Annotated in this window: 28 protein-coding genes; 20 read left to right on the forward strand and 8 right to left on the reverse strand. The window is 39.4% G+C overall.

The genetic code is table 11. The features are described 5' to 3' along the window. Nucleotides 1-43 precede the first annotated feature (43 nt). The 8 genes from DSM106972_RS07730 (at nt 44) to DSM106972_RS07765 (ending at nt 7,390) form a co-directional block, all read left to right on the forward strand. Complete coding sequence (locus tag DSM106972_RS07730; RefSeq protein WP_127080154.1) at nt 44-2,221, forward strand: peptidase domain-containing ABC transporter; 2,178 nt, start codon at nt 44-46, stop codon at nt 2,219-2,221. 11 nt (nt 2,222-2,232) lie between these two features. Then, nucleotides 2,233-3,147, forward strand: coding sequence for an HlyD family secretion protein (locus tag DSM106972_RS07735; RefSeq protein ID WP_127080155.1), 915 nt, complete (start codon nt 2,233-2,235; stop codon nt 3,145-3,147). 48 nt (nt 3,148-3,195) lie between these two features. Further along, a protein-coding gene (gene prfB / locus DSM106972_RS07740) for a peptide chain release factor 2 (RefSeq protein ID WP_127080412.1) occupies nt 3,196-4,309 on the forward strand; the annotation gives its coding sequence in 2 pieces (ribosomal slippage) (nt 3,196-3,267 and nt 3,269-4,309; 1,113 coding nt in all). A gap of 105 nt (nt 4,310-4,414) precedes the next feature. After that, a complete protein-coding gene (locus DSM106972_RS07745; RefSeq protein ID WP_073617305.1) occupies nt 4,415-4,567 on the forward strand; it encodes a DUF3285 domain-containing protein in 153 nt (50 codons plus the stop codon). A 54-nt stretch (nt 4,568-4,621) separates the two neighbouring features. Then, on the forward strand, nt 4,622-5,146 hold the full coding sequence (ybeY, locus tag DSM106972_RS07750) for an rRNA maturation RNase YbeY (protein ID WP_127080156.1): 525 nt from the start codon (nt 4,622-4,624) through the stop codon (nt 5,144-5,146). A gap of 274 nt (nt 5,147-5,420) precedes the next feature. Continuing rightward, a complete protein-coding gene (locus DSM106972_RS07755; RefSeq protein ID WP_127080157.1) occupies nt 5,421-5,876 on the forward strand; it encodes a diacylglycerol kinase family protein in 456 nt (151 codons plus the stop codon). 144 nt (nt 5,877-6,020) lie between these two features. Next, nucleotides 6,021-6,623 (forward strand): anthranilate synthase component II, encoded by a 603-nt coding sequence (locus tag DSM106972_RS07760; protein WP_127080158.1) that lies wholly within the window; start codon nt 6,021-6,023, stop codon nt 6,621-6,623. Beyond that, nucleotides 6,623-7,390, forward strand: coding sequence for an MBL fold metallo-hydrolase (locus tag DSM106972_RS07765; RefSeq protein ID WP_127080159.1), 768 nt, complete (start codon nt 6,623-6,625; stop codon nt 7,388-7,390). Before DSM106972_RS07760 ends, DSM106972_RS07765 begins: the two co-directional genes overlap by 1 nt. Before the next feature lie 101 nt (nt 7,391-7,491). Here DSM106972_RS07765 and DSM106972_RS07770 read toward each other — a convergent pair whose 3' ends face one another. Beyond that, on the reverse strand, nt 7,492-7,938 hold the full coding sequence (locus tag DSM106972_RS07770; RefSeq protein ID WP_127080160.1) for a PPC domain-containing protein: 447 nt from the start codon (nt 7,936-7,938) through the stop codon (nt 7,492-7,494). A gap of 165 nt (nt 7,939-8,103) precedes the next feature. On the opposite strand from DSM106972_RS07770, the gene DSM106972_RS07775 reads away from it, so the two are divergent. From DSM106972_RS07775 to ftsH3, 6 genes are all read left to right on the forward strand, one after another. Beyond that, a complete protein-coding gene (locus DSM106972_RS07775; protein ID WP_127080161.1) occupies nt 8,104-8,889 on the forward strand; it encodes a hypothetical protein in 786 nt (261 codons plus the stop codon). A gap of 179 nt (nt 8,890-9,068) precedes the next feature. After that, nucleotides 9,069-9,692: a TetR/AcrR family transcriptional regulator gene (locus tag DSM106972_RS07780; RefSeq protein WP_127080162.1), complete on the forward strand. Its 624-nt coding sequence runs from the start codon at nt 9,069-9,071 to the stop codon at nt 9,690-9,692. A gap of 15 nt (nt 9,693-9,707) precedes the next feature. Then, nucleotides 9,708-10,076 carry a cupin domain-containing protein gene (locus DSM106972_RS07785; RefSeq protein WP_127080163.1) on the forward strand — a complete coding sequence of 123 codons (369 nt, stop codon included), beginning with the start codon at nt 9,708-9,710 and terminating at the stop codon, nt 10,074-10,076. Then, nucleotides 10,045-10,893: an aminotransferase class IV gene (locus DSM106972_RS07790; protein ID WP_233787797.1), complete on the forward strand. Its 849-nt coding sequence runs from the start codon at nt 10,045-10,047 to the stop codon at nt 10,891-10,893. The genes DSM106972_RS07785 and DSM106972_RS07790 overlap by 32 nt, the downstream gene beginning before the upstream one ends. A 4-nt stretch (nt 10,894-10,897) precedes the next feature. Then, nucleotides 10,898-12,163, forward strand: coding sequence for an ATP-dependent metallopeptidase FtsH/Yme1/Tma family protein (locus DSM106972_RS07795; RefSeq protein ID WP_127080164.1), 1,266 nt, complete (start codon nt 10,898-10,900; stop codon nt 12,161-12,163). A gap of 436 nt (nt 12,164-12,599) precedes the next feature. Next, nucleotides 12,600-14,462 (forward strand): ATP-dependent zinc metalloprotease FtsH3, encoded by a 1,863-nt coding sequence (gene ftsH3 / locus DSM106972_RS07800; RefSeq protein ID WP_127080165.1) that lies wholly within the window; start codon nt 12,600-12,602, stop codon nt 14,460-14,462. Between the two features lie 268 nt (nt 14,463-14,730). On the opposite strand, the gene DSM106972_RS07805 is transcribed toward ftsH3, so the two are convergent. Together DSM106972_RS07805 and DSM106972_RS07810 are read right to left on the reverse strand one after the other, a co-directional pair. Further along, nucleotides 14,731-14,946 carry a hypothetical protein gene (locus DSM106972_RS07805; protein WP_127080166.1) on the reverse strand — a complete coding sequence of 72 codons (216 nt, stop codon included), beginning with the start codon at nt 14,944-14,946 and terminating at the stop codon, nt 14,731-14,733. A 32-nt stretch (nt 14,947-14,978) separates the two neighbouring features. Then, a complete protein-coding gene (locus DSM106972_RS07810) occupies nt 14,979-15,557 on the reverse strand; it encodes a Uma2 family endonuclease (protein WP_127080167.1) in 579 nt (192 codons plus the stop codon). A 208-nt stretch (nt 15,558-15,765) separates the two neighbouring features. On the opposite strand from DSM106972_RS07810, the gene DSM106972_RS07815 reads away from it, so the two are divergent. The 4 genes from DSM106972_RS07815 to DSM106972_RS07835 all read left to right on the forward strand — a co-directional run bounded on the left by DSM106972_RS07815 (nt 15,766) and on the right by DSM106972_RS07835 (nt 18,771). Continuing rightward, nucleotides 15,766-16,746 carry a phosphate/phosphite/phosphonate ABC transporter substrate-binding protein gene (locus DSM106972_RS07815; protein WP_127080168.1) on the forward strand — a complete coding sequence of 327 codons (981 nt, stop codon included), beginning with the start codon at nt 15,766-15,768 and terminating at the stop codon, nt 16,744-16,746. 649 nt (nt 16,747-17,395) lie between these two features. Then, a complete protein-coding gene (locus DSM106972_RS07825) occupies nt 17,396-17,635 on the forward strand; it encodes an AbrB/MazE/SpoVT family DNA-binding domain-containing protein (protein ID WP_127080169.1) in 240 nt (79 codons plus the stop codon). Between the two features lie 2 nt (nt 17,636-17,637). Next, entirely contained in the window at nt 17,638-18,021 is a 384-nt protein-coding gene (locus DSM106972_RS07830) for a type II toxin-antitoxin system death-on-curing family toxin (protein ID WP_127080170.1), read from the forward strand. Between the two features lie 390 nt (nt 18,022-18,411). Beyond that, nucleotides 18,412-18,771, forward strand: coding sequence for a hypothetical protein (locus DSM106972_RS07835; RefSeq protein ID WP_127080171.1), 360 nt, complete (start codon nt 18,412-18,414; stop codon nt 18,769-18,771). 123 nt (nt 18,772-18,894) lie between these two features. Here the strand turns inward: DSM106972_RS07835 and DSM106972_RS07840 are convergent, their stop codons facing one another. From DSM106972_RS07840 to DSM106972_RS07860, 5 genes are all read right to left on the reverse strand, one after another. After that, a complete protein-coding gene (locus DSM106972_RS07840; protein ID WP_127080172.1) occupies nt 18,895-19,077 on the reverse strand; it encodes a type II toxin-antitoxin system HicB family antitoxin in 183 nt (60 codons plus the stop codon). 27 nt (nt 19,078-19,104) lie between these two features. Beyond that, nucleotides 19,105-19,266 carry a hypothetical protein gene (locus tag DSM106972_RS07845; protein WP_233787736.1) on the reverse strand — a complete coding sequence of 54 codons (162 nt, stop codon included), beginning with the start codon at nt 19,264-19,266 and terminating at the stop codon, nt 19,105-19,107. 60 nt (nt 19,267-19,326) lie between these two features. Then, nucleotides 19,327-19,617, reverse strand: coding sequence for a nucleotidyltransferase family protein (locus DSM106972_RS07850; protein ID WP_127080414.1), 291 nt, complete (start codon nt 19,615-19,617; stop codon nt 19,327-19,329). An 81-nt stretch (nt 19,618-19,698) separates the two neighbouring features. Further along, the gene (locus DSM106972_RS07855; RefSeq protein ID WP_127080173.1) at nt 19,699-20,040 is read right to left on the reverse strand and encodes a type II toxin-antitoxin system PemK/MazF family toxin; all 342 of its coding nucleotides are present in this window, start codon (nt 20,038-20,040) and stop codon (nt 19,699-19,701) included. Beyond that, complete coding sequence (locus DSM106972_RS07860) at nt 20,027-20,251, reverse strand: ribbon-helix-helix domain-containing protein (RefSeq protein WP_096691085.1); 225 nt, start codon at nt 20,249-20,251, stop codon at nt 20,027-20,029. The genes DSM106972_RS07855 and DSM106972_RS07860 overlap by 14 nt, the downstream gene beginning before the upstream one ends. A gap of 383 nt (nt 20,252-20,634) precedes the next feature. Between DSM106972_RS07860 and DSM106972_RS55695 the strand changes: the two genes are divergently transcribed. Next, nucleotides 20,635-20,889: an element excision factor XisH family protein gene (locus DSM106972_RS55695; protein WP_233787798.1), complete on the forward strand. Its 255-nt coding sequence runs from the start codon at nt 20,635-20,637 to the stop codon at nt 20,887-20,889. Continuing rightward, nucleotides 20,874-21,212, forward strand: a complete 339-nt coding sequence (locus tag DSM106972_RS07870; RefSeq protein WP_096691087.1) for a XisI protein — start codon at nt 20,874-20,876, stop codon at nt 21,210-21,212. Before DSM106972_RS55695 ends, DSM106972_RS07870 begins: the two co-directional genes overlap by 16 nt. The last annotated feature ends 31 nt before the right edge of the window (nt 21,213-21,243 follow it).

Below are 21,243 nucleotides of genomic sequence, written 5' to 3' on the forward strand. Positions count from 1 at the left end.
TATTGTCTAACCTTCTTCAATTGTACTTTTACTGGAAGTAACCATGCGTTATCCAATTGTTCTGCAACATAATCTCGAAGACTGCGGTGCCGCATGTATCGCCACTGTTGCTAAATACTACGGGCGCAGCCTTTCCCTTGCTCGAATAAGAGAAGTTGTTGGTACAGGTTCACGCGGTACCAGTTTATTGGGTCTAAGTCGAGGCGCCGATACTCTCGGATTCCATGCTCGTCATATCAAAGCTACAAATCAAATGCTCGAACGTTTGTCGGAAGTACCGTTGCCTGCAATTTTACATTGGAAGGGCTATCACTGGGTTGTGCTGTATGGGAAAAAAGGCAAGCGCTATATTGTTGCTGACCCAGGTAATGGTATTCGCTACCTAACGCAGCAGGAATTGCTAGCAGGTTGGGAAAATGGCATAATGCTATTGCTACAACCCGATGAAAGTAGATTTAATCAACAGCAATCTGATGATTTAACGGGTATCGGACGATTTTTGCAACGGGTTTTACCAGACCGTTGGCTTTTAGCTCAAGCAATTGGACTAAATATTGTGGTTGGGTTGATGGCACTCGCATCACCAATGATGATGCAATTGCTTACAGATGATGTGTTGGTGCGAGGAGATACACAGCTTTTAGTCGTCGTAGTTATTGCCGTAATGGTAATGACTTCAATCCGCAACGTAATTGGGTTAATTCAATCTTATCTAATAGGACACTTTGGACATCGGCTTCAGTTAGGATTAATTCTAGACTATGGACGCAAACTGCTGCATTTACCCCTAAGCTACTTTGAAGCGCATCGTAGCGGGGAAGTTGTTAGCCGTATTGCTGATATTAATGTTATTCATAATTTAATTTCACAAATTGTTTTAGGATTACCTAGTCAATTTTTTATTGCTATTGTTTCTCTGTGGTTCATGCTGCTTTATAGCTTTCCACTAACCATTGCTTCATTTGTAATATTTGTTTTTATCACACTAGTAAATTTACTGTTTCTGCCTGCATTGCGTCAAAAAACCCGGAAGCTAATAACATTGGGGACAGAAAATCAAGGATTTTTGGTAGAAACGTTTCGGGGTGTTCAGGTTCTTAAAACTAGTAACGCTACGCCACAAGCTTGGCAAGAATACCAATCAAATTATGGGCGGTTAGCTAATCTAAGTTGGATTACGATGAAACTGCAACTTCACAGCAGTACTATTACGTCGGTACTCTCGACGTTTACCAGTGTAATACTGCTGTGGTTAGGTAGCTATTTGGTGATTAACCATCAACTCAGTATCGGTCAGCTATTAGCATACAGCGGTATGAGCGGCAACTTCTTTGGCTTTCTGGGGTCTGCAATTGCTCTGGTTGACGAATTTATCATTGCTCAGGTCGTAATTCAACGATTAGGCGAAGTGATGGATGCTACACCGGAAGATGCCAACGACTCGAAAAAGCCTTGGGCAAATATTCCAACTTCAACAGATGTTACTTGTGCTAACCTACAGTTTCATCATGCTGGGCGCCTCGATTTACTGCAAAACTTCTCATTAACTATCCCTGGTGGGCAAATGACCGCCCTAGTAGGTAAATCAGGTTGTGGTAAAAGTACTGTCGTGAAACTGCTAGCAGGACTCTACTCACCCCAATCTGGCAATATTCAATATGGTCGTTACAATCAACAGGATGTGTCACTAGCCTGTTTGCGGCATTCTGTGGTTTTAGTTCCCCAAGAAGCCCACTTTTGGAGCCGCTCTATTATAGATAATTTCCGTTTTTGTCACCCAGATATAGAATTTGAGCAAATTGTTGAAGCTTGCGATTTGGTTGGAGCTTCGGAGTTTATTTCTCAACTACCAGATAAATATCAAACCGTACTGGGTGAATTTGGCGCCAATATTTCTGGTGGACAACGGCAGAGACTAGCGCTTGCACGAGCAATTGTTACTCAACCACCGATTTTAATACTTGATGAATCAACTTCTGCCCTAGATGCCTTAAGTGAAATAGACGTTATCGAGCGTTTAAAAAAGCATCGTCAGGGTAAAACCACGATTTTAATTAGTCATCGTCCACCTGTTATTCAACGTGCTGATTGGGTTGTAATGCTCGACAGTGGGCAAGTAAAAGCGAGTGGAACCGTGAGAGATTTACAATCCCAACCTGGAGAACACCATATTTTCTTAAGTTCTACGTTGCAATCGAAAACACACGCACTTTCATTTTAAGGATAATCTTAATGTTTACCAATACTGATGAACCGCCCTGTCCAACTCAAGAATTTTTACCACCTATGGAGCGTTGGGTGCAGTGGGGAGGAGTGTGGATTGTTGGTATTATGCTTGCTGCAAGCACACTTTCTTCCATCGCTCAATATCGGATGACCGTTAAAGCACCCGCAACAGTTCGTCCACTGGGTGAATTGCGATTAGTACAGGCAGAAACCACTGGAACGGTCGTACAAATCAATGTAACAGAGCATCAAAAGGTGCGCCGAGGTGATGTGATGGCTCGTATTGATGATGCTAAACTGCAAACTCAAAAAAATCAACTTGAGCAACGTATTCGTATTCGCCAATTACAACTTGCCCAAGTAGACACTTTTCTGGCAAAAGAACGACATGCTGGTATCCAACTCCAACAGTTGCAACTGCAAAATCAACTAATGTTAGATACCCAAACCCTCAACCAAGTCAAACTTGATTTGAGCAAAACAAAGATTGTGGCAATGCTTGATGGCGCCATTGCAAAACTGACCCTACGTAATGGGCAAACGGTGCAACCAGGTAACGAAATTGCCCAAATTGTCCCTAATAACTCATTACTTGTAATTAAAGCTTGGGTATCAACGCAGGATATTAGCCAAATTCGCGTTGGTCAAATTACTCAGTTACGTTTATCAGCTTGTCCTTATCCTGATTATGGCGCCCTTCCAGGAACAGTTAAAACAATCGCACCAGATGCTACACCAACCTCACCATCGTCCATACCTTTGTATGAAGTAACCGTGGCGCCGGAACGACTAGTTCTAAACCAGCAAGGCAAAATTTGTCAAGTACAAGTGGGGATGACAGGGCAAATTGATATTGTGACGCAGCAAGATACAATGCTACGAGCCTTCCTGCGGAAAGCCAGGTTAACCAGCAATACATAATACTAATTAAGTGTAATAATCGTAAATGCAATTATTGAAATGAGTCCTATGGACGTATTGGAACTGAAACGCGAAATTGAAACGTTGTCTCGCCGCCTGGGTAAAACCCAGGACTATCTTTGACCTACCTGCACTTACAGCTAAAATTCAAGATTTAGAACAAGTCTCAGCGCAGCCTGAGTTTTGGAACGACCAAACCAAAGCGCAGCAAACAATGCAAGAACTTGATGAAGTCAAGGCACACCTATCACAGTATCAACAGTGGCGCCGTAATTTAGAAGATACGAAAGCTGTTGTCGAACTGTTGGAGTTAGAATCTGACGAAGGACTGCTTAAAGAAGCAGAAACTACTGTCAACAAGCTCAACCGTGAACTCGATAATTGGGAATTAGAACAGTTACTTTCTGGTACTTACGATAAAGAAGGCGCCGTAATATCAATTAACGCAGGTGCAGGTGGTACAGATGCTCAGGATTGGGCGGAGATGTTGCTAAGAATGTACACTCGCTGGGGTGAAGACCACGGTTACAAAGTTAACTTGGTTGAAGAATCCGAAGGCGATGAAGCAGGAATAAAATCTGCGACAATCGAAATTACTGGGCGTTATGCCTACGGTTACTTACGTTCAGAAATGGGAACGCACCGCTTAGTGCGAATATCACCCTTTAATGCCAACGGCAAACGACAAACCAGCTTTGCTGGTGTTGAGGTAATGCCACAAATTGATAGTAGTGTCCAGCTAGATATACCAGAAAAAGACTTAGAAATCACCACATCTAGGTCAGGTGGTAAAGGTGGACAAAACGTCAACAAAGTAGAAACTGCCGTGCGTATCGTTCACCTTCCTACTGGTATAGCTGTACGTTGTACCGAAGAACGCAGTCAGCTACAAAACAAAGATAAAGCTCTCGCACGCTTGAAAGGCAAACTATTAGTTATAGCCCAACAACAGCGTGCCAAAGAAATTGCCGAAATTCGCGGTGATATCGCTGAGGCATCTTGGGGCAACCAAATTCGTAACTACGTATTTCACCCTTACCAACTTGTCAAAGATTTACGTACCAACTTGGAAACCACAGCCATCAACGATGTCATGAACGGTGAACTCGACCCATTTATTCAATCCTACCTCAGACAAGAAAATCAATTGGTCGAAACCTAGGCGCCCATAGAGACGTTACATGTAACGTCTCTACATTGGCAAACTGGCACGCCATATTATCAACAAACTGTTACATTAATAGTGAGGATTTGTGAGCAAATCATTATGAGTAATTCTTCTACCGAACCAAAACCCAGTTACGTCAAGCTCGCCATGCGAAACATGGTGCAAAAGCGTCTTACATCTCTCAAGCATTTTGCTTTAACAACCGTGGGGTTATTAGCTGTATTAATTGGGCTAGCTTACCTAACCCGTTAGTTAAAGCTTTTGTGTCTTTAAAAATGTTTGTGATGTGGGGTTGATAAATAAACCGTGCTGGTTGAACTGTGTGTACAAAATTGTTTTGATGAACTTCGCGACAGCGAAGAAACGCGCGTTATCTATAACGATGCTCAAGTTCCCTTAGAAACTTGGGAAAATTGGTTTAGTGCTTGGTTAGAATTTAACCAATTTGAGGCGCCAAAAGAACATTCAGGTTATGAGATAGCATTGCGTTTGACAAACGACGCGGAAATTCACTCTTTAAACTCTCAATATCGTCACCAAGATAAACCAACAGATGTACTAGCTTTTGCAGCACTGGAGGTTGACTCTCCTGATTTCGAGCAGGATGATTCACCTTTATACTTGGGCGATATCATTATTTCCGTCGAAACAGCATTCTTACAAGCGCAACAACAAGGTCATACGCTATTAACTGAACTTGCGTGGTTAAGCGCACATGGATTGCTACATTTATTGGGATGGGACCATCCGGATGACGAATCTCTAGAAAGAATGTTAAAACAGCAAGTGACAATGCTGAATCAGATAGGTATTTCTATTGATATAAATTAGTGTTAAGATTTGCTTGCATCGGTTTAGGTGGTGCTAGGTACAGCTTGGCAAACGGCGGCAGAGCGCTTCTTTAAGTAAGTGTTATAAAATTTATGTTAATTGGAGATAAATTTTTGATTAACTTGTCACCTATGTCTAAAGTTTTTGTATAATTCGCCCAAAATATCGATGAAAGCGACCAGTACTAGTGCCATAATTTACTTGTCGATTGTCATCTTAAGCGTATATTAGATTAAAACCAATTTTGCTATCTTAATTACCTATTTATATGTCTATGTCGCAGAAATTAACACCACTAACTAAACTTAACCCTATAGAGCCTGTTGTGTCCGAAGAACGGCAACTATCCTGGAAGGTTGCCTCAAATTTATTTGTCAGCTTTAAGTATGCTTGGGCTGGTGTCAGTTACGCATTTAGAACACAGCGTAATTTTCGCATCCATGTTTGTGTTGGTACATTAGCCATTGGACTCTCACTTCTATTACATTTACAAGGTGTGGAAATCGCTGTAATTGCCATAACTAGCGGTTTAGTTTTAGCTCTAGAGCTAGTAAACACAGCCATTGAATCACTAGTTGATTTAACAGTAAAACAAACGTATCATGAACTAGCTAAAATCGCAAAAGATTGTGCTGCTGCTGCCGTACTAATTTCAGCTTTAGTCGCAGTACTTGTTGCAGCGACACTTTTATTACCTCCATTAGTCAAGCTTGTACTGGCACAACTGTAATTAGAAATCAATTAGTACATAAACACCATAAAGATTCAGGCTAATAGAATAATTAAATTTGATTATCGTATTGAGATGGCTTTAAAATCCTGCAAGAATCATAGACAATGCTTTGATTGATAAAATACAGGAGTTATTGTCACGGTGCTAATAGTCATCGATAACTACGATAGTTTTACATATAACTTAGTTCAATATTTAGGAGAGCTTGCAGTAGATTTTCCTGTTGCAGCAGATATCCAAGTTTTTCGCAATGATAAAATATCAATCGAAGAACTGCGTGCTATCTCTCCTGATGGAATTGTCATATCTCCAGGTCCTGGGCGCCCAGAAGATGCAGGTATCTCACAATTAATAATTGAGCAACTTGGGGAAACGATGCCCATTTTAGGCGTGTGCTTAGGGCATCAAAGTATTGGTCAAGTATTTGGCGGTAATATAACGAGAGCCAAAGAACTTATGCACGGCAAAACTTCCCAAGTGTCGCATACTGGGGTTGGTGTTTTCAAAGGTATCGAAAACCCGATGACTGCGACTCGTTATCACAGCTTAATTATTGACCGCGATACCTGCCCCGAAGTGTTAGAAATTACAGCTTGGATTGATGATGGCACAATAATGGGCGTGCGTCATCGGAACTATCCACATATTGAAGGCGTCCAATTTCATCCAGAGAGTGTTCTTACTACCTCTGGTAAGCAGTTGCTACGTAATTTTCTGGAACAATTACAGGCGAGAAAAAATTAATGAAACGAAGAGAGTTGATAGGCTATGCTGGCGCTGGGCTAGCTACAGGATTAATTGCGACTTTGGCTAACTCGACTAAGTCTTTGGCACAAGCTGGTGGGTTATCGGTACAGTGGTTGGGTCACACCTGTTTTTTGTTTACTGGTGGTGGTCTCAGAATTTTAGTCAATCCGTTTCGGACGCTTGGCTGTACTGCTGGGTATCGCGCTCCTAAAGTAGCAGCTGATTTGGTTATGATTAGCAGTCAACTTTTTGATGAAGGTGCAGTTGAGGGTTTACCCGGTAATCCTAAGTTGATTTACGAACCTGGTGTTTACGACTTTAAGGGTATCAAATTTCAAGGAGTCGGAATTGACCATGACCGTAAGGGTGGAAAACAATTTGGAATTAATGCTGCTTGGAGTTGGAGCCAAGCAGGTATTAAAATTACCCATTTAGGCGCCCCAGCAGCACCTTTGTCATTCGAGCAAAAAGTTTTGTTTGGGCGCCCAGATATATTATTCGTACCCGTAGGTGGTGGTCCAAAAGCATACAATGCAACTGAAGCCAAACAAGCAATTCAGGCATTAAACCCTAAACTAGTAGTTCCCACCCACTTTCGTACCCAAGCTGCTGACCCTAAATTATGCGACATTTCACCACTCGATGAGTTTCTTACTGTCATGCAGGGTACACCCATCAGACGTAGTAACAGCGACACAATTTCACTTTCGCCCCGCAATTTACCAGAAAACACTACAATTCAAGTTTTGAGTTATAGATTTTAGGCAACGGATACAACGGATGTAACGGATAAGTGATTTTAAATAATTAGGTTTTGTTTTTAACCCATAGCCCATCCGTTACATCCGTTCATCATCCGTTGCCACTATTCTGGGCGCAATCGCGTTAATTTTAACGTGAAGGCGCCCTCGCTAGCTTCACTTCCAAAACTACGTACACGAATAATATAGTTTCCAGCCTTGGTGATGCGCTCGAACAACATCGAGTTAGTTGTTCCTTCTGCGGCATCGTCGTTTTCGCCAATAATTACACCTTTGGCGCCGATTAAGGTGACAATAGTATCAAAGCTATCAGACTTCAAGTCGATAACAATTTGGTCTCCCTCACGTAAATTAATGATAAAATCGCGTGCAAAACCACCAGACCCAGTGGGAAAATCAGACTTTGTTAATTTATCCTTAATTTCCCTACCAATTGGCAGAGTTATTGGATTATATGCTCGCCTTAGTGTTGTAGCTAGACTTATTGGTACATTTATTTGATTAATTAATATTACAGTTGAAGCTATTACGATTCGTATTACAAAATTCATAGTTAGTTACTATATGTCACACATCTGAAATTTGCCTACGTAATCTTACCAGCGAATGAGCAAATATTACGAACAGAATTATATGCTAGATGATTTGTTAATTTTTGAGAAATTCTGGGAACACTAAATATGTAATCACTGTATTTAGTACCTATTGCCAACAAAATGTTTGCACTGTCTCGTCAATTCGTAGGAACATCACTTGCAACTTTATTATGTGTCATTGGAGTAACATCACTTCAATACCCACGCATGAATAAAATGCTTGCGACAAAGCAGGGGTTATCTTCTGAAGCATTAGAACGTGACGTACTAGCTGAAAAAGCACGTTTAAACCTGCTGGAAAAAATACCCTCGTTTGGCTACGATAACTTACTTGCCAACTGGATGTATCTCAGCTTTCTACAATACTTTGGTGACGATGAAGTTCGTGCAAAAACAGGTTATGCTTTAAGTCCTGAATACTTTGAAATTATCCTCAAACACGACCCACGCTTTCGGTTGGCATATTTAGCACTTTCCACAAGTACATCCATGTACGCTGCAATGCCCGAACGTTCAGTCAAAATTACAGAACAAGGTTTAAAAAAACTTACTCCTTGGGCGCCTCTCGATTCATACTATGTATGGCGATATAAAGGAGTAGATGAGCTATTATTTCTAGGAAATTCTCAAGCTGCCAGAAAATCATTTCAATCAGCAGCAGACTGGGCAAGCAAGCATTCAGACGAAGATAGTAAACTTTCTGCCAGTATTTCTCAAGGTACAGCAAACTTCCTCGCACGCAACCCCAACAGTAAACGCGCACAAATCTCAGCTTGGGGAATGGTACTACAAAATCAAATTGACAAAGAAACAGAAAAACGTGCGATTCGTGCTATTGAAGCTCTAGGTGGTCAAGTTGTCAACACTCCTCAAGGTAATCAAATCAAATTTCCTCAAAACGACTAGGTTCCGTTATGTCATGCAGCTTATATCATGCATATGTCATGCTGAGGAACGAAGCATCTCTAACCAAGTTCCAGGTAATAGTAAGGCCGCCACTGGCGACCCTACAATGACTATTGATTAAAGAACACTGTTCGTGTATTATCATCAATACAGAACAACGTTCGTTAATAAAGAATTAAGTGCCGCAAGTAAAAAAAGAAGATATAGAAAGGCGCCTTTTAGCATCAGCAAAACAGGAATTTTTGAAGCATGGCTTTAAAGGCGCCAACCTGAGAGCTATTGCGCTGGGAGCAAATATATCTTTATCGAATGTATATAGTTATGCCAAAGATAAAGATGAACTTTTTAATAGAATTTTAAAAGATGTAACTCGTGACTTGGACAGAGTAGAAGAGTATTTCAAAAACTATCAGCCTCTTACAATCAACTTTGATTCATTAGATATTCAGAAAAGTCGGATGAAGCTAGCTGTTGAATATAGTGATAGAAACCGTAATGAGCTAAATCTTTTATTCAATCTTTCAAAAGGTTCTTCTTTAGAGGATTATCCAGAAAAAATAGTTGAAGGATATTCTGAAAACTGTATAACTTTTTTAAAATACATCAGGCAGAATAATCAGGAATTAAAGTTTCAAGAGCCTTCACAGTTTTTTTTCCAAAGCGTTGCTCGTTTTGCATTAAAAGCATTTGCAGAAATGGTTAAACAAGATTTGCCTATCCAAGAAATGGAGAAAATAGCTAACGAAATTGTTGAATACAATTTTTATGGCTTTAGAGGACTAGCAAAAATTAACGATAATTAATACTAGGAGCTTTATATGAAAACACACCTAAAGCATAACATTCCAAAACTTGTGATTTCTCCGTCAGTAACTCAGGAGCAAGCAGAAGCTTCAATGATGCTGCTTCAAAACTTTAACCAATGTATTATGGGATTAGCGCACTTTTCAGGCATGACCCCTTGGGAACGTCATCAAGACGACGAGTTCCTGCAAATCTTGGAAGGGAAAGTTGATGTTATAATTTTAACCCCTGAAAAAACTATTACTGAAAGCTTACAAGAGGGTGAATGTTTTGTAGTGCCAAAGGATGTATGGCATAAACAATCTTCATCGGAAGGAGTAAAGCTAATGTTTATTACTTCCCTTGAAGGAAATCAAACATCAATGGAAGAATACCCACAGTAAATTTCTACACACAGAGGTTAAACCTATTTTTTGGTATAATAATAAACTCATCAATTCCCAAACCATTGAGTTAGACATTAATAATCCAGGGTTATTATACGGCGCCACCATTTTTACAACGCTGCGAGTATATGACTCTCTGGATAATCCTTTGACACAATGGCAAGCACATCTCGCACGCATTAAAACTTCCTTAAATCATTTTAGCTGGCAGCAACCTAACTGGGACTCTATACGTAATGGCGCCGTATTAATGAAACAGCATTTTCCCGTATTGCGAGTAACAGTGTTTCCTGATGGCAAAGAGTGGATAACTGGGAGAATGCTTGCTTCTGACTTAAAAGAATTGCAAAAACATGGAATCACAGCAAGTGTAGTTCAAGATTATTATCGTTCATTACCTGGTCATAAAACAGGAAATTATCTGGCGCCAATTTTAGCGAAAACAGATGCTGCTCAAAATCATAATTCTCAAGAAGCTATATTTATAGACGAAAAAGGAAACTGGTTAGAAACAACTACAGGTAATCTTTGGGGGTGGAAAGATAACTGTTGGTGGACTCCTCCCCTGTCTACGGGTATTTTACCAGGAATCGCGCGCGAGTATATAAGAACTAATTTGATTCAGCAAAATCAGGTAGTGCGCGAAGACGTTTGGAATATAAAGTTAGTTAAAAGCTTTGAAACGCTTGCTTACAGTAATTGTATAGTAGAAATTATACCTATCCATACTGTTGTTACAGATACGGGTACATTAACATATGGCGCCCAACATCCAAGTTTAATAAAGTTACAAGCATTGTTTCAAAAGGATTAATATCATGATAAGATTTAAAAAAATATTTACTATAATAATTGCTGTTGGTTATTTGGCATTTGAAGTTAAGACAAGTTTTGCACAAACTATACCTCAAGAAATGAATAAAATTCGGCAATTAGAACAATGGCGTTACAGTCAGTTTATTCAAGAAGTCGAAAACGGTAACGTCGAGAAAGTTAATCTTTACCAAGACCGTACTACAGCAATAGTAACTCGTAAAAATGAGACTAAACACAAAAGGGTAACTTTAGTTGATGACCCTGAATTAATTAATATTCTTATAGACAAAAATATTGATATTGATGTTATACCCGAACGACCTCAACCGATGTATGACAAACTTTCAACATGGTCATATAGTCAACTGCTGCGAGAGGTCAAAAACGGTAACGTCAAGCAAGCTATGATGTCTTCAGATGGTTACACTGCATTAGTTTTTTATAAAAACGAACCAACACTAAAATTAGTTCATTTAATTAATGACCCTAAACTAATTAACTATCTTGTCAATAAAGTTGACATTACAGTTTTACCAGCGGGTAAAGGGACTGACATTCTAGTTATAGAATATACAGACAAGAAAACAGAAGCAAATATAAGAGAAAAACCTCCTGAAAATCAACAATGGAGTTACAGTAAGCTAATTCAAGAAATCGATAAGAATAATATAGCCAGCGTTACCATCAATCAAGACGTTTCTGAATTGAACGCAATTTCAAAAAATGGTTCAAACAGTCAATTAGTCTATTTAGTTAAAAATCCGAAGCTTATTGAAACATTAATTAAAAACAATGTTCATATTACTGTTATACCAGAAAGCACTCATGTGCAAGACAAAAAATTTGAACAGCTAAAATATAGTAATTTGATTCAAGAAGCTTCAAATGCCAATATTAAACAAATAAATGTGTATCAAGACCGTCCTGTAGCGCTTGTGACACTTAAAAATGACGCGAAGACAAAACTTGTTTATCTACCACAATATCCAAGCCTAATCAGTACATTAGTTCGGTATGAAGTAGATATTAGTGCTATCCCTAAAAAAACAGATGAGAAAGATAAGCGACTCGAACAATGGTCATATACGAAGTTTATTCAAGAAGTGAAACGTGGCGCCGTAGAACGTGTGTTGTTAAGTGCAGACCGAACTAAAGTTATAGTAACGAGTAAGGGTGATGCTAAGAGGAAGCTTGTTTACTTAGCTGATGACCCAGAGTTAATTAATACTTTGACTACTAACAACGTTGATATCTCGGTTTTGCCTTAAGTTTAGTCTTGTGGAGTGGGCATCCTTGCCCGCCCTCTATATTAGATGGGGCACATTGGATGGACATATTTGGATGGGACGGGCAGGGATGCCCGTTCCACAAGATTATATTTCTACAAGATTATATTTTTACGAGATTGTGGTTTTGTAGTGTAATCCCTCTATACATACTCAGGCGCCTACAAGGGTTGGCTCGCTAGAATATATCTTCAAGGGTTTGGTGTCCACTTAGGCGCCAAGCTTAATGTAACGAAGTTGACTGAGGGTTATAGAATTTTTTTTGCTTTTACATGAATATGAGAGCATTTTGCGATACCTTAAGATAAGTTAACATAATTCTTAACTACACCCAGTTGATTTCGGAACGCTCTGCGGTTCTCTCATAAACAAGAGGCGCCAAGGCGACAGCACAAAATGTACAGGAGGACTCACTTCGGTGAATAGTAACAACAACAATAATAATAATAAAAAGTGGAGAAGCGCAGGGCTGTACGCACTGCTGTTTATTGTAGTCATAGCGTTGGGAACAGCGTTTTTTGACAAGCAGCCTCAAAACAGGGAAACATGGCGCTATAGCCAGTTTATTCAGGAAGTAGAAAAAGGTAACGTCGCACAAGTAAGACTGAGTGCTGACCGTACACAAGCTATTGTTAAGTCACAAAGTGGTAATCAAGTATTGGTTACTTTGGTTGAGGACCCACAATTAATTAATACGCTTACCGAGAAAAACGTAGATATTAGCGTTTTGCCTCAAACCGATGAAGGTTTCTGGTTTAAGGCACTTAGCAGTTTATTCTTCCCAGTATTACTACTAGTAGGTTTATTCTTTTTACTTCGCAGAGCGCAAAATGGTCCAGGTAGCCAAGCGATGAACTTTGGTAAGTCGCGCGCTAGGGTACAAATGGAACCACAAACCCAAGTTACCTTTGGTGATGTTGCGGGTATTGACCAAGCGAAGTTGGAATTAAACGAAGTTGTAGACTTCCTTAAAAATGCTGACCGCTTTACTGCTATTGGCGCCAAAATTCCTAAAGGTGTATTGTTAGTTGGACCTCCAGGAACAGGTAAAACCTTATTAGCACGTGCGGTTGCGGGTGAAGCTGGTGTACCTTTCTTCTCTATCTCTGGTTCAGAGTTTGTAGAGATGTTTGTTGGTGTAGGTGCTTCTCGTGTACGTGACTTGTTCGAGCAAGCAAAAGCGAATGCACCTTGTATTGTATTTATAGATGAAATTGACGCAGTAGGTCGTCAACGTGGCGCCGGTTTAGGTGGTGGTAACGACGAACGTGAACAAACCCTTAACCAGTTGCTCACCGAAATGGATGGTTTTGAAGGTAACACAGGTATTATTATCATCGCTGCTACCAACCGTCCCGACGTATTAGACGCAGCCTTATTACGTCCTGGTCGTTTCGACCGTCAGGTAGTAGTAGACCGTCCTGACTACGCTGGTCGTGTAGAAATTCTCAAAGTACACGCACGTGGTAAAACTTTAGGTAAAGACGTAGACATCGAACGTATTGCACGTCGTTCACCTGGGTTTACTGGTGCTGACTTGTCGAACTTGCTCAACGAAGCAGCAATTTTGGCCGCACGTCGCAACCTCACCGAAATTTCGATGGACGAAATTAACGATGCTATCGACCGCGTATTAGCAGGTCCAGAGAAGAAAGACCGTGTTATGAGCGAGCGTCGTAAGCAGTTAGTAGCGTACCACGAAGCAGGTCACGCTTTAGTTGGTGCATTAATGCCCGACTATGACCCAGTACAAAAAATTAGCATTATCCCACGTGGTCGTGCAGGTGGTTTAACTTGGTTTACTCCTTCTGAAGACCGGATGGACAGCGGACTTTACAGTCGCTCCTACTTAGAAAACCAAATGGCTGTTGCATTAGGTGGACGTATTGCTGAAGAATTAATCTTTGGTGACGAAGAAGTTACCACAGGTGCTTCCGGTGACTTACAACAAGTTGCACGAGTTGCCCGTCAAATGGTGACACGCTTCGGGATGAGCGACAAACTTGGACCTGTAGCTTTAGGGCGCCAGCAAGGTAACATGTTCTTAGGTCGTGACATCATGTCCGAGCGCGACTTCTCCGAAGAAACAGCAGCTTCTATCGACGAAGAAGTACGTAAGTTAGTAGACGTAGCTTACATACGCGCGAAAGAAGTATTAGTAAAAAACAAACTCATCCTCGACAAACTAGCAGATATGTTAGTTGAAAAAGAAACCGTAGACGCAGAAGAACTGCAAGACCTACTCGCTAACAACGACGTACAAACCGCAGCATTCGCGTAATTCAAAAATGTAATGTAGAGACGTGATATATCACGTCTCAAATTGTAAGGTTGCCATTGGCGACCTTATTTTTTGTTAATATTTTTATACTGCAATTAAATGCAAATCCCCCCAACCCCCCTTAATAAGGGGGGCTAAAAAATACTTTTTTTTTCACTCTTTAATTAATGGAAGCTAAAAAACTCTTTCCCCCCTTATTAAGGGGGGCTAGGGGGGATTTTTAATGTATGTTTTAATTATATAAAATAAAGGACAACCAGCTATCAATTTACTCATCTTCATCTTCATCATATTCATCACCTTGTGCTGTTTTAATTACCGCTTTAATACAATAAACAGACTCCTGAATATAATAACCAGCAGCACCAACATTTTCAAAAACATCTTTGAATAGTGGATGAGTTACAGGAAACAGTTTCATTAAGTGCTGATTAATCTGCTCTAATTCTTGCTGAATCTGTGATAATTGGTTTACATCATCCATAATGTAATTATTAAATACTCACAATATTTTAGCTAGTAGGTAGGTGGTAAGATATCGCAAACATTAACTACTAAATCAGGGAAATGTAACGGTGAAATTGTTTTATCTTCACTCAAAACAATTTTGCTTTTGTAACCTTCCTGTGTTGGTTGCCGATAAACATATAATTCACGGTCAATTACATCTAGTACCCAATAATCAGCAATATTCGCTTTTGCATAAGCTTTACCCTTGGTCTCACAGTCAAACTTTAAGCTACTATCTGCAACTTCGATAATCAAATAAACTTCTTCGGGTGTAGGATGGTGGTCAGCGTAATCTAAAGGGTCTATTTTGACTACAGCTATATCAGGTTCTGGTTCGGAATTTTTGCTTAAAGCTACTGGGTCTTGGACAGATATCCACGCACGATCCCCTAAACGCCTTTGCAGTAATTTGTCAATTCTTCCAACCGCACACGTGTGTGCTGTTCCCTTTGCGCTCTTCCAAATAACTTTGCCTTCAAGAAGCTCTACTCGTTCTGAATTGTCTATAATACCAGTCTCAGCCATGCGATGGTATTCCTTGACTGTCCACAAACGAAGGTTAAAGGTTGTTTCTATACTTTGCATGGCTCAAAAATATCCTCAACAGACAAAGCGTTATTTATATGATACACAACTTGGAGCTATTGGCTGTTCCCGGCGCCTTATGCTGCTCTTACCTAGCGTGTAGCATTATTAAAATGTTTTTTAAACAACATATATTGCTTTTATCGTTATATTGATATAGATTATCAATTAATTGTCACTAAGTAGCACCAAAAGGTATTGTACAGTTATGCAAGTGAAAGTGGTAAAAGCTATTGCTCCGCATTTAGCGTTATTAGGGTTAACGATAGGCGCCTTTGGATGTAGCCAAGAAACAGCAACAAATACTCCTAGTAGTCCAGACGCAGTAGCAACACCTGCTGCAAATACTACTCAGAGTGCTGGAAATGCGATAAAAGTAGCCTTCCCCAGTCGTTCAGATTCAACAGACTTACAGAATAAAGCGAATGCTGTCGCTGCATATTTATCAAAAGAAATTGGCAGCCCAGTAGAAGCAGTTGTAGGAGATGACTCTGCTGCTGTAGAAGCATTGCGTGCAAATCAAGCAGATGTTGCATTTTTGAGTAGCCGTCCAGCAATAAAAGCAGAACAACTTGCAGGCGCCAATTTATATTTAGCAGAAGTTCGCCCAAGCTATTCAGGCAAGCAAACCTATAACTCCGTATTTATCGTTCCAAAAGATAGTCCTCTACAAAGCAAAGGTTCAGCAAAAGAAACTCTGCAACAACTCAAAGGTAAAAAAATGGCGTTTACTTCGCCAACCTCCGGTTCAGGGTTTATCTTCCCTGTTAGCGAATTAGTAAAACAAGGATTTGTGCCCAACCGAGACAAACTCGATGGTTTCTTTGGACAAGTCAGTTACGGTGGTAACTATAGTAAAGCACTACAAGCAGTCTTACGGGGACAAGCAGAAGTTGCAGCAGTCTCAGAATATGCGCTCCAACCACCTTACATTACAGCCGAAGAAGGTAAAAAGCTGCGAGTTCTCCATGCAATACCCAACGTACCTGCACATGGAATAGCAATAGATGATGACGTTCCAGCAGAAAAGCGCGATAAAATCGTAAATGCGTTATTGAAATTAAATCAAAAAGAAAACAACAAACTTTTAAGCGGCTTATACAACTCCACCGAACTTGTTAAAGTTGACCACAAAACACATTTACAAGGAATGCGCGAAGCACTCAAGACAGTAGCCATTGACCCATAGAGTCACAATTATAATCCCCCCAACCCCCGCGCGGAAGGGGGGCTAAGAATAGCCTTTTATTCTCCTCTTATTAAGGAGTTTAAAAATAGACTCTTATTCCCCCCTTCCGCGCGGGGGGCTAGGGGGGATTTCCTAATGATATGCTTTAATTCAATACCTTTAAAATATCCTTTAAAATGAATTCAAAGCATCTCACAAAATAAAATAGCAAACAAGCATTTCGCACAAAATTACTAATATGTCTTGCTAGCATACCCTTTTGGGTATTAATTAAGATCGTGGAATATTACCCGATGTCCAGGCGGCACACTTAATTGTCGTAATTGAAGTGTTACCATTTTAATAGTATTTTATATTTGACTTAGTAGCTCTATTATTACATATAATCCAACGTAAGCTTTAATTTTGGGTAATATCCATTACCAGTAACTTCAACCGCACGGTTTCTTTATCAACGTTCCTCTTGCTAAAAATGATTACTATTCTTTGCTATCAGCGCTTGGGCAGTGTTTGTCCTTGCATGTTTAAATAATATTTGGCGCCCATACCATAAATTTGGTATTGTTAGCACAATTTTACCTGATGCATGAGACTGCACGGAAACAGTTTATAATAGGGTACAGTAAAATTGGAAGCCAAGTTATCATATATGTTAAAAAAAACAGTTACTATAGATGATTCTGTATCAATTCGCTTACCAGAAGAAATAATTAAAGCCTTGGGCTTAAATCCTGGTAGTGAAGTAGAGTTAGAAGTAGTCGGCAATACTTTAGTTATCCGCCCAGAAACAGAAAGAAAGCGCTCTACACAATTTCTAGAAACGTTTCAGTCTGTCCTTGAGAAAAGAAAGTCAGCATATGAGGAATTGGCAAAAGGAGAATCATCATAAAAATGAATTTTCCAGATAAATTTGATGTGATAGCCGTTCATGCTCAATTAATCGCTGTTACAGGAGGTAGTCAAGGACTACGAGACGAAGGCACCCTAGAATCAGCACTTGCGGCACCCTTAAATAGACTATATTATGAGCAAGCAAGTTTAATTATTTGTGCTGCGACTTATGCTTTCCACCTTACCCAAGCTCATGCATTCATTGACGGGAATAAAAGAATCGCAGCAGCTATTACAGAAACGTTTTTAGAAACGAATGGGGCACAATTAGACATGAGTAATGAGGAAATCGTCACTCTATTTTTGGATATTGCTGCCGGACGTATGAGCCGCGATGATATAGAAATTTTATTTTTACAAAAAGTTTTTTTGAAGGACGAGTAGTAAAGTTGGTTGACAATTGTATTTTTAATGTGCCAAGCTTAAGCTTAATCTTAATATTTATTTTAGGTTCTCTGCATTATTAGTAACTTCAAGCGCACGGTTTGCTTATCAGCATCAGCATTTTAGGAATGATTATTATTGCTCACTATCAGCACTTAGAATATGTTTGTCCTTTTATATTTAAGCATGTGTAATGGCTAGAGTGTAAATTAGGAATTTAACCATTTCTGAATTCATCTAATGCTCAGTTTGAAAGAAAAATTTCGAGTGAAAATACCGATATGCAAATAATCAGTATATACACTCAGCCCTCTATAGGTTTTAATTACTAATATAGAAAATTAAATATGCTTTGTTTCAACCTTAGTAAGTTTCAATATCAAAAATTAAATGAACAATAATACTGACCCTAATTATCAGAGCGAATATTCACCTTGGAATCCTTTTCTACCAACTAAGAGAGACATAGAAAGAAGTGAAGAATTATCCAAAAAAGAACCTTGGGTAGCTGGAGTTTTGAGCTTTCTTCTCCTACCCGCCGCAATGATTTATTTGAACCGAGGAGTAAACAATCTCAAAATTGTAGGATACGTATTTGTCATTGCCTTTGCCGTTGGACTTACAACATATAATAGCAAAAATGAGAAAGAGCTTGATGCAATAGGTAACTTGATAGGAGTATGTGGTCAAATAGCAGCAACTGCAGAAAACATAAGGGCAGTTACTCTCGCGCGTAAACGAGTATCTTAATGCATTTGCCCTTTTACTTTACCTGTTAATCCATACGTCCCTAAATAAACCCGTCACGTAAGCTGTGCTGTACTTACATTATAGCCTTTTACAAAATGGCAGCAGTCGAAACTCAACAAACAGTCACAATATATAAGGCGCCTCTTCTAAATACATTTCTATTACTTCTTCTCCGTCACCAATGGCTTCTTCACGAGTTTTTCCGTGGGTACAAGGCATAACGACGCGCTCGTTAAACTCTGGGATAGTAACTAGAAAAAGCTCATCTTCATCACTCCACTGAATAATCATACTATATTGATTCATAAATCTTCTCTAAGTTCAGGCAGGGAATCATCGTGACTCAAAAGCATCAGCTTGAAAGATTTTTAATGCTTGACCTAGTTCGTGTATTGCCATCTCTTCTTTTAATTGTGCTTTTTTCTCTGCTATTTTTGCAATTCTTGCAGCAGAAAAATCTTGAGTAAGACGTGAAAATTTATGATGTCCTGCCATATTAAGCCTAACTCTCTTTAATACAACTAGAAAAAATACCTTCGCGCAGACAGCTTGAGATTACATGACATAAATTAGCTCTTTCTTTACAGACTCACGGATTTGAGGCTTTAAGGTTTTCCAGGTTACTAAATCTACCCTACTTCCCAGTTGTTCCTCCAAGTAAAACTTTATATCCATGTAACGGTCAAAAGTTATAGGTGGTTCTAAATCAATTAATATATCGATATCGCTATCTGTAGTTGCTTCATCCCTAGCAGCAGAACCGAATACAGCTAGAGAGTGAACGCCTAAGCTTTTCAAATTTGCTTTTATGCTGACTAATATATCGATTACTTGGTCGCACGGCATAAAGTTTATCGATAATCTTACGCGCTTCGTCAATGTTACCACAATACATAAGGGAGAATGTGGCGCCACAAGTCGCGCATATTATAAACCGAGTCCCAAGTGTAATTTTAGCGCAGCATCAACTAAAACCATCAACTCTTCGCTTAAGCTACCTACAACCTCACCAGTTATACGTTCTTTAGAAATTGTCCGCACTTGTTGCGCTTGTACTTTAGAAGGTCTGGATAAATTGCTATCTTCTGAGGAAATCAAAACTTCAAATGGATAAACGCGCGTTACGTTAGAAGTAAGCGGCAAAATTGTTACTGTGGTGGAAGTACGATTATTTGCATTATTGCTTACTATCAAGACCGGACGACGTTTACCCATTTCTGAACCCACCACAGGACTAAGGTCGGCGTAAAAAATATCACCACGTTTCATCTGCCAATCCATCCGCAACTGTCACATCCCAAGCACTGTCAACCTCAGCAGAAGCTAATCGTAATCGCTCTTCTAGTTCCCGGTTTCGCAGTAACTCCAATGCTTCCTCAATTACTTGAGAACGGGACTTACATCCTTTGCTCAGTTTATAGTTTTCAATAAACTCTACTAAAGATGGTGGCAAGGATATAGATAATTTCTCTACGTTCATATTCCTACTATTGGTAGTAAAACTTTTCCTACCAACATAGTAGCTTAGTTTTTGACCCTGAAGTCAAAATAGGTTAGCTAGTATATCAACTTCAGCTTAAGAATTGGAAGCTCATCTACTACGGCACTATGCTATTCTCCTACAGTGAGGTTAGCCAAGCGACCTTAACGTAGTACAACTGAAGATAAATGTATATAATAATGAATATTTGAAACCCATATGCCAAGAAAAGATATCTACCATGATACAGTCAAAGTAGCTTTACAAAAAGCAGGCTGAACAGTTACCCGTGAGCAGTTTCCTCTTAAAATAGGTAATAAGCGTTTATCTATTGATTTAGGAGCAGAACGTTTAATTAGTGTGGAAAGAGGAATTAAAAAATTCTGGTTGAAGTCAAGAGTTTTGTTGGTGAATCAGATGTTAAAGATTTAGAGCAAGCTCTAGGGCAATATGTTTTATATCGTCAAGTTTTAAATGAGATGGGTGATAATAGAGAATTATATCTAGCCGTAACTGCAACAATTTTTAATAGTGTATTTAATATAGAGTTAGGACAAGTACTATTAAGGAATAAAATTATCAAATTAGTTGTATTCGATGACATAACGGAGGAAATAGTTCAATGGATACCAGATTGAAGTACCAAGAGATAATCAAAAAAATATTAATAGAAAACGCCGAATATCGCGCATCAATACCAGATTGCTATGATTCTCAAGTTTTATTTGACGATGAGCGAGGGCGTTATTTAGTTTTAGATATTGGTTGGGATAAAGATAGTTACTTACACACCACTCCTATACATATTGATTTAATTGGTAATAAAGTTTGGATTCAATATGATGATACGGAGGAAGGTGTTGCTAATGATTTACTAGCAGCAGGAATTCCAAAAAACGATATTGTACTTGGTTTCCGCAATCCTAGAGTCAGGGAATATACAGGTTTTGCAACGAAATAGTGTTTAGTATAAGTATTGTGTGGCGCCCTTC

The organism is Dulcicalothrix desertica PCC 7102, from assembly GCF_003991905.1.
GTDB lineage: Bacteria > Cyanobacteriota > Cyanobacteriia > Cyanobacteriales > Nostocaceae > Dulcicalothrix > Dulcicalothrix desertica.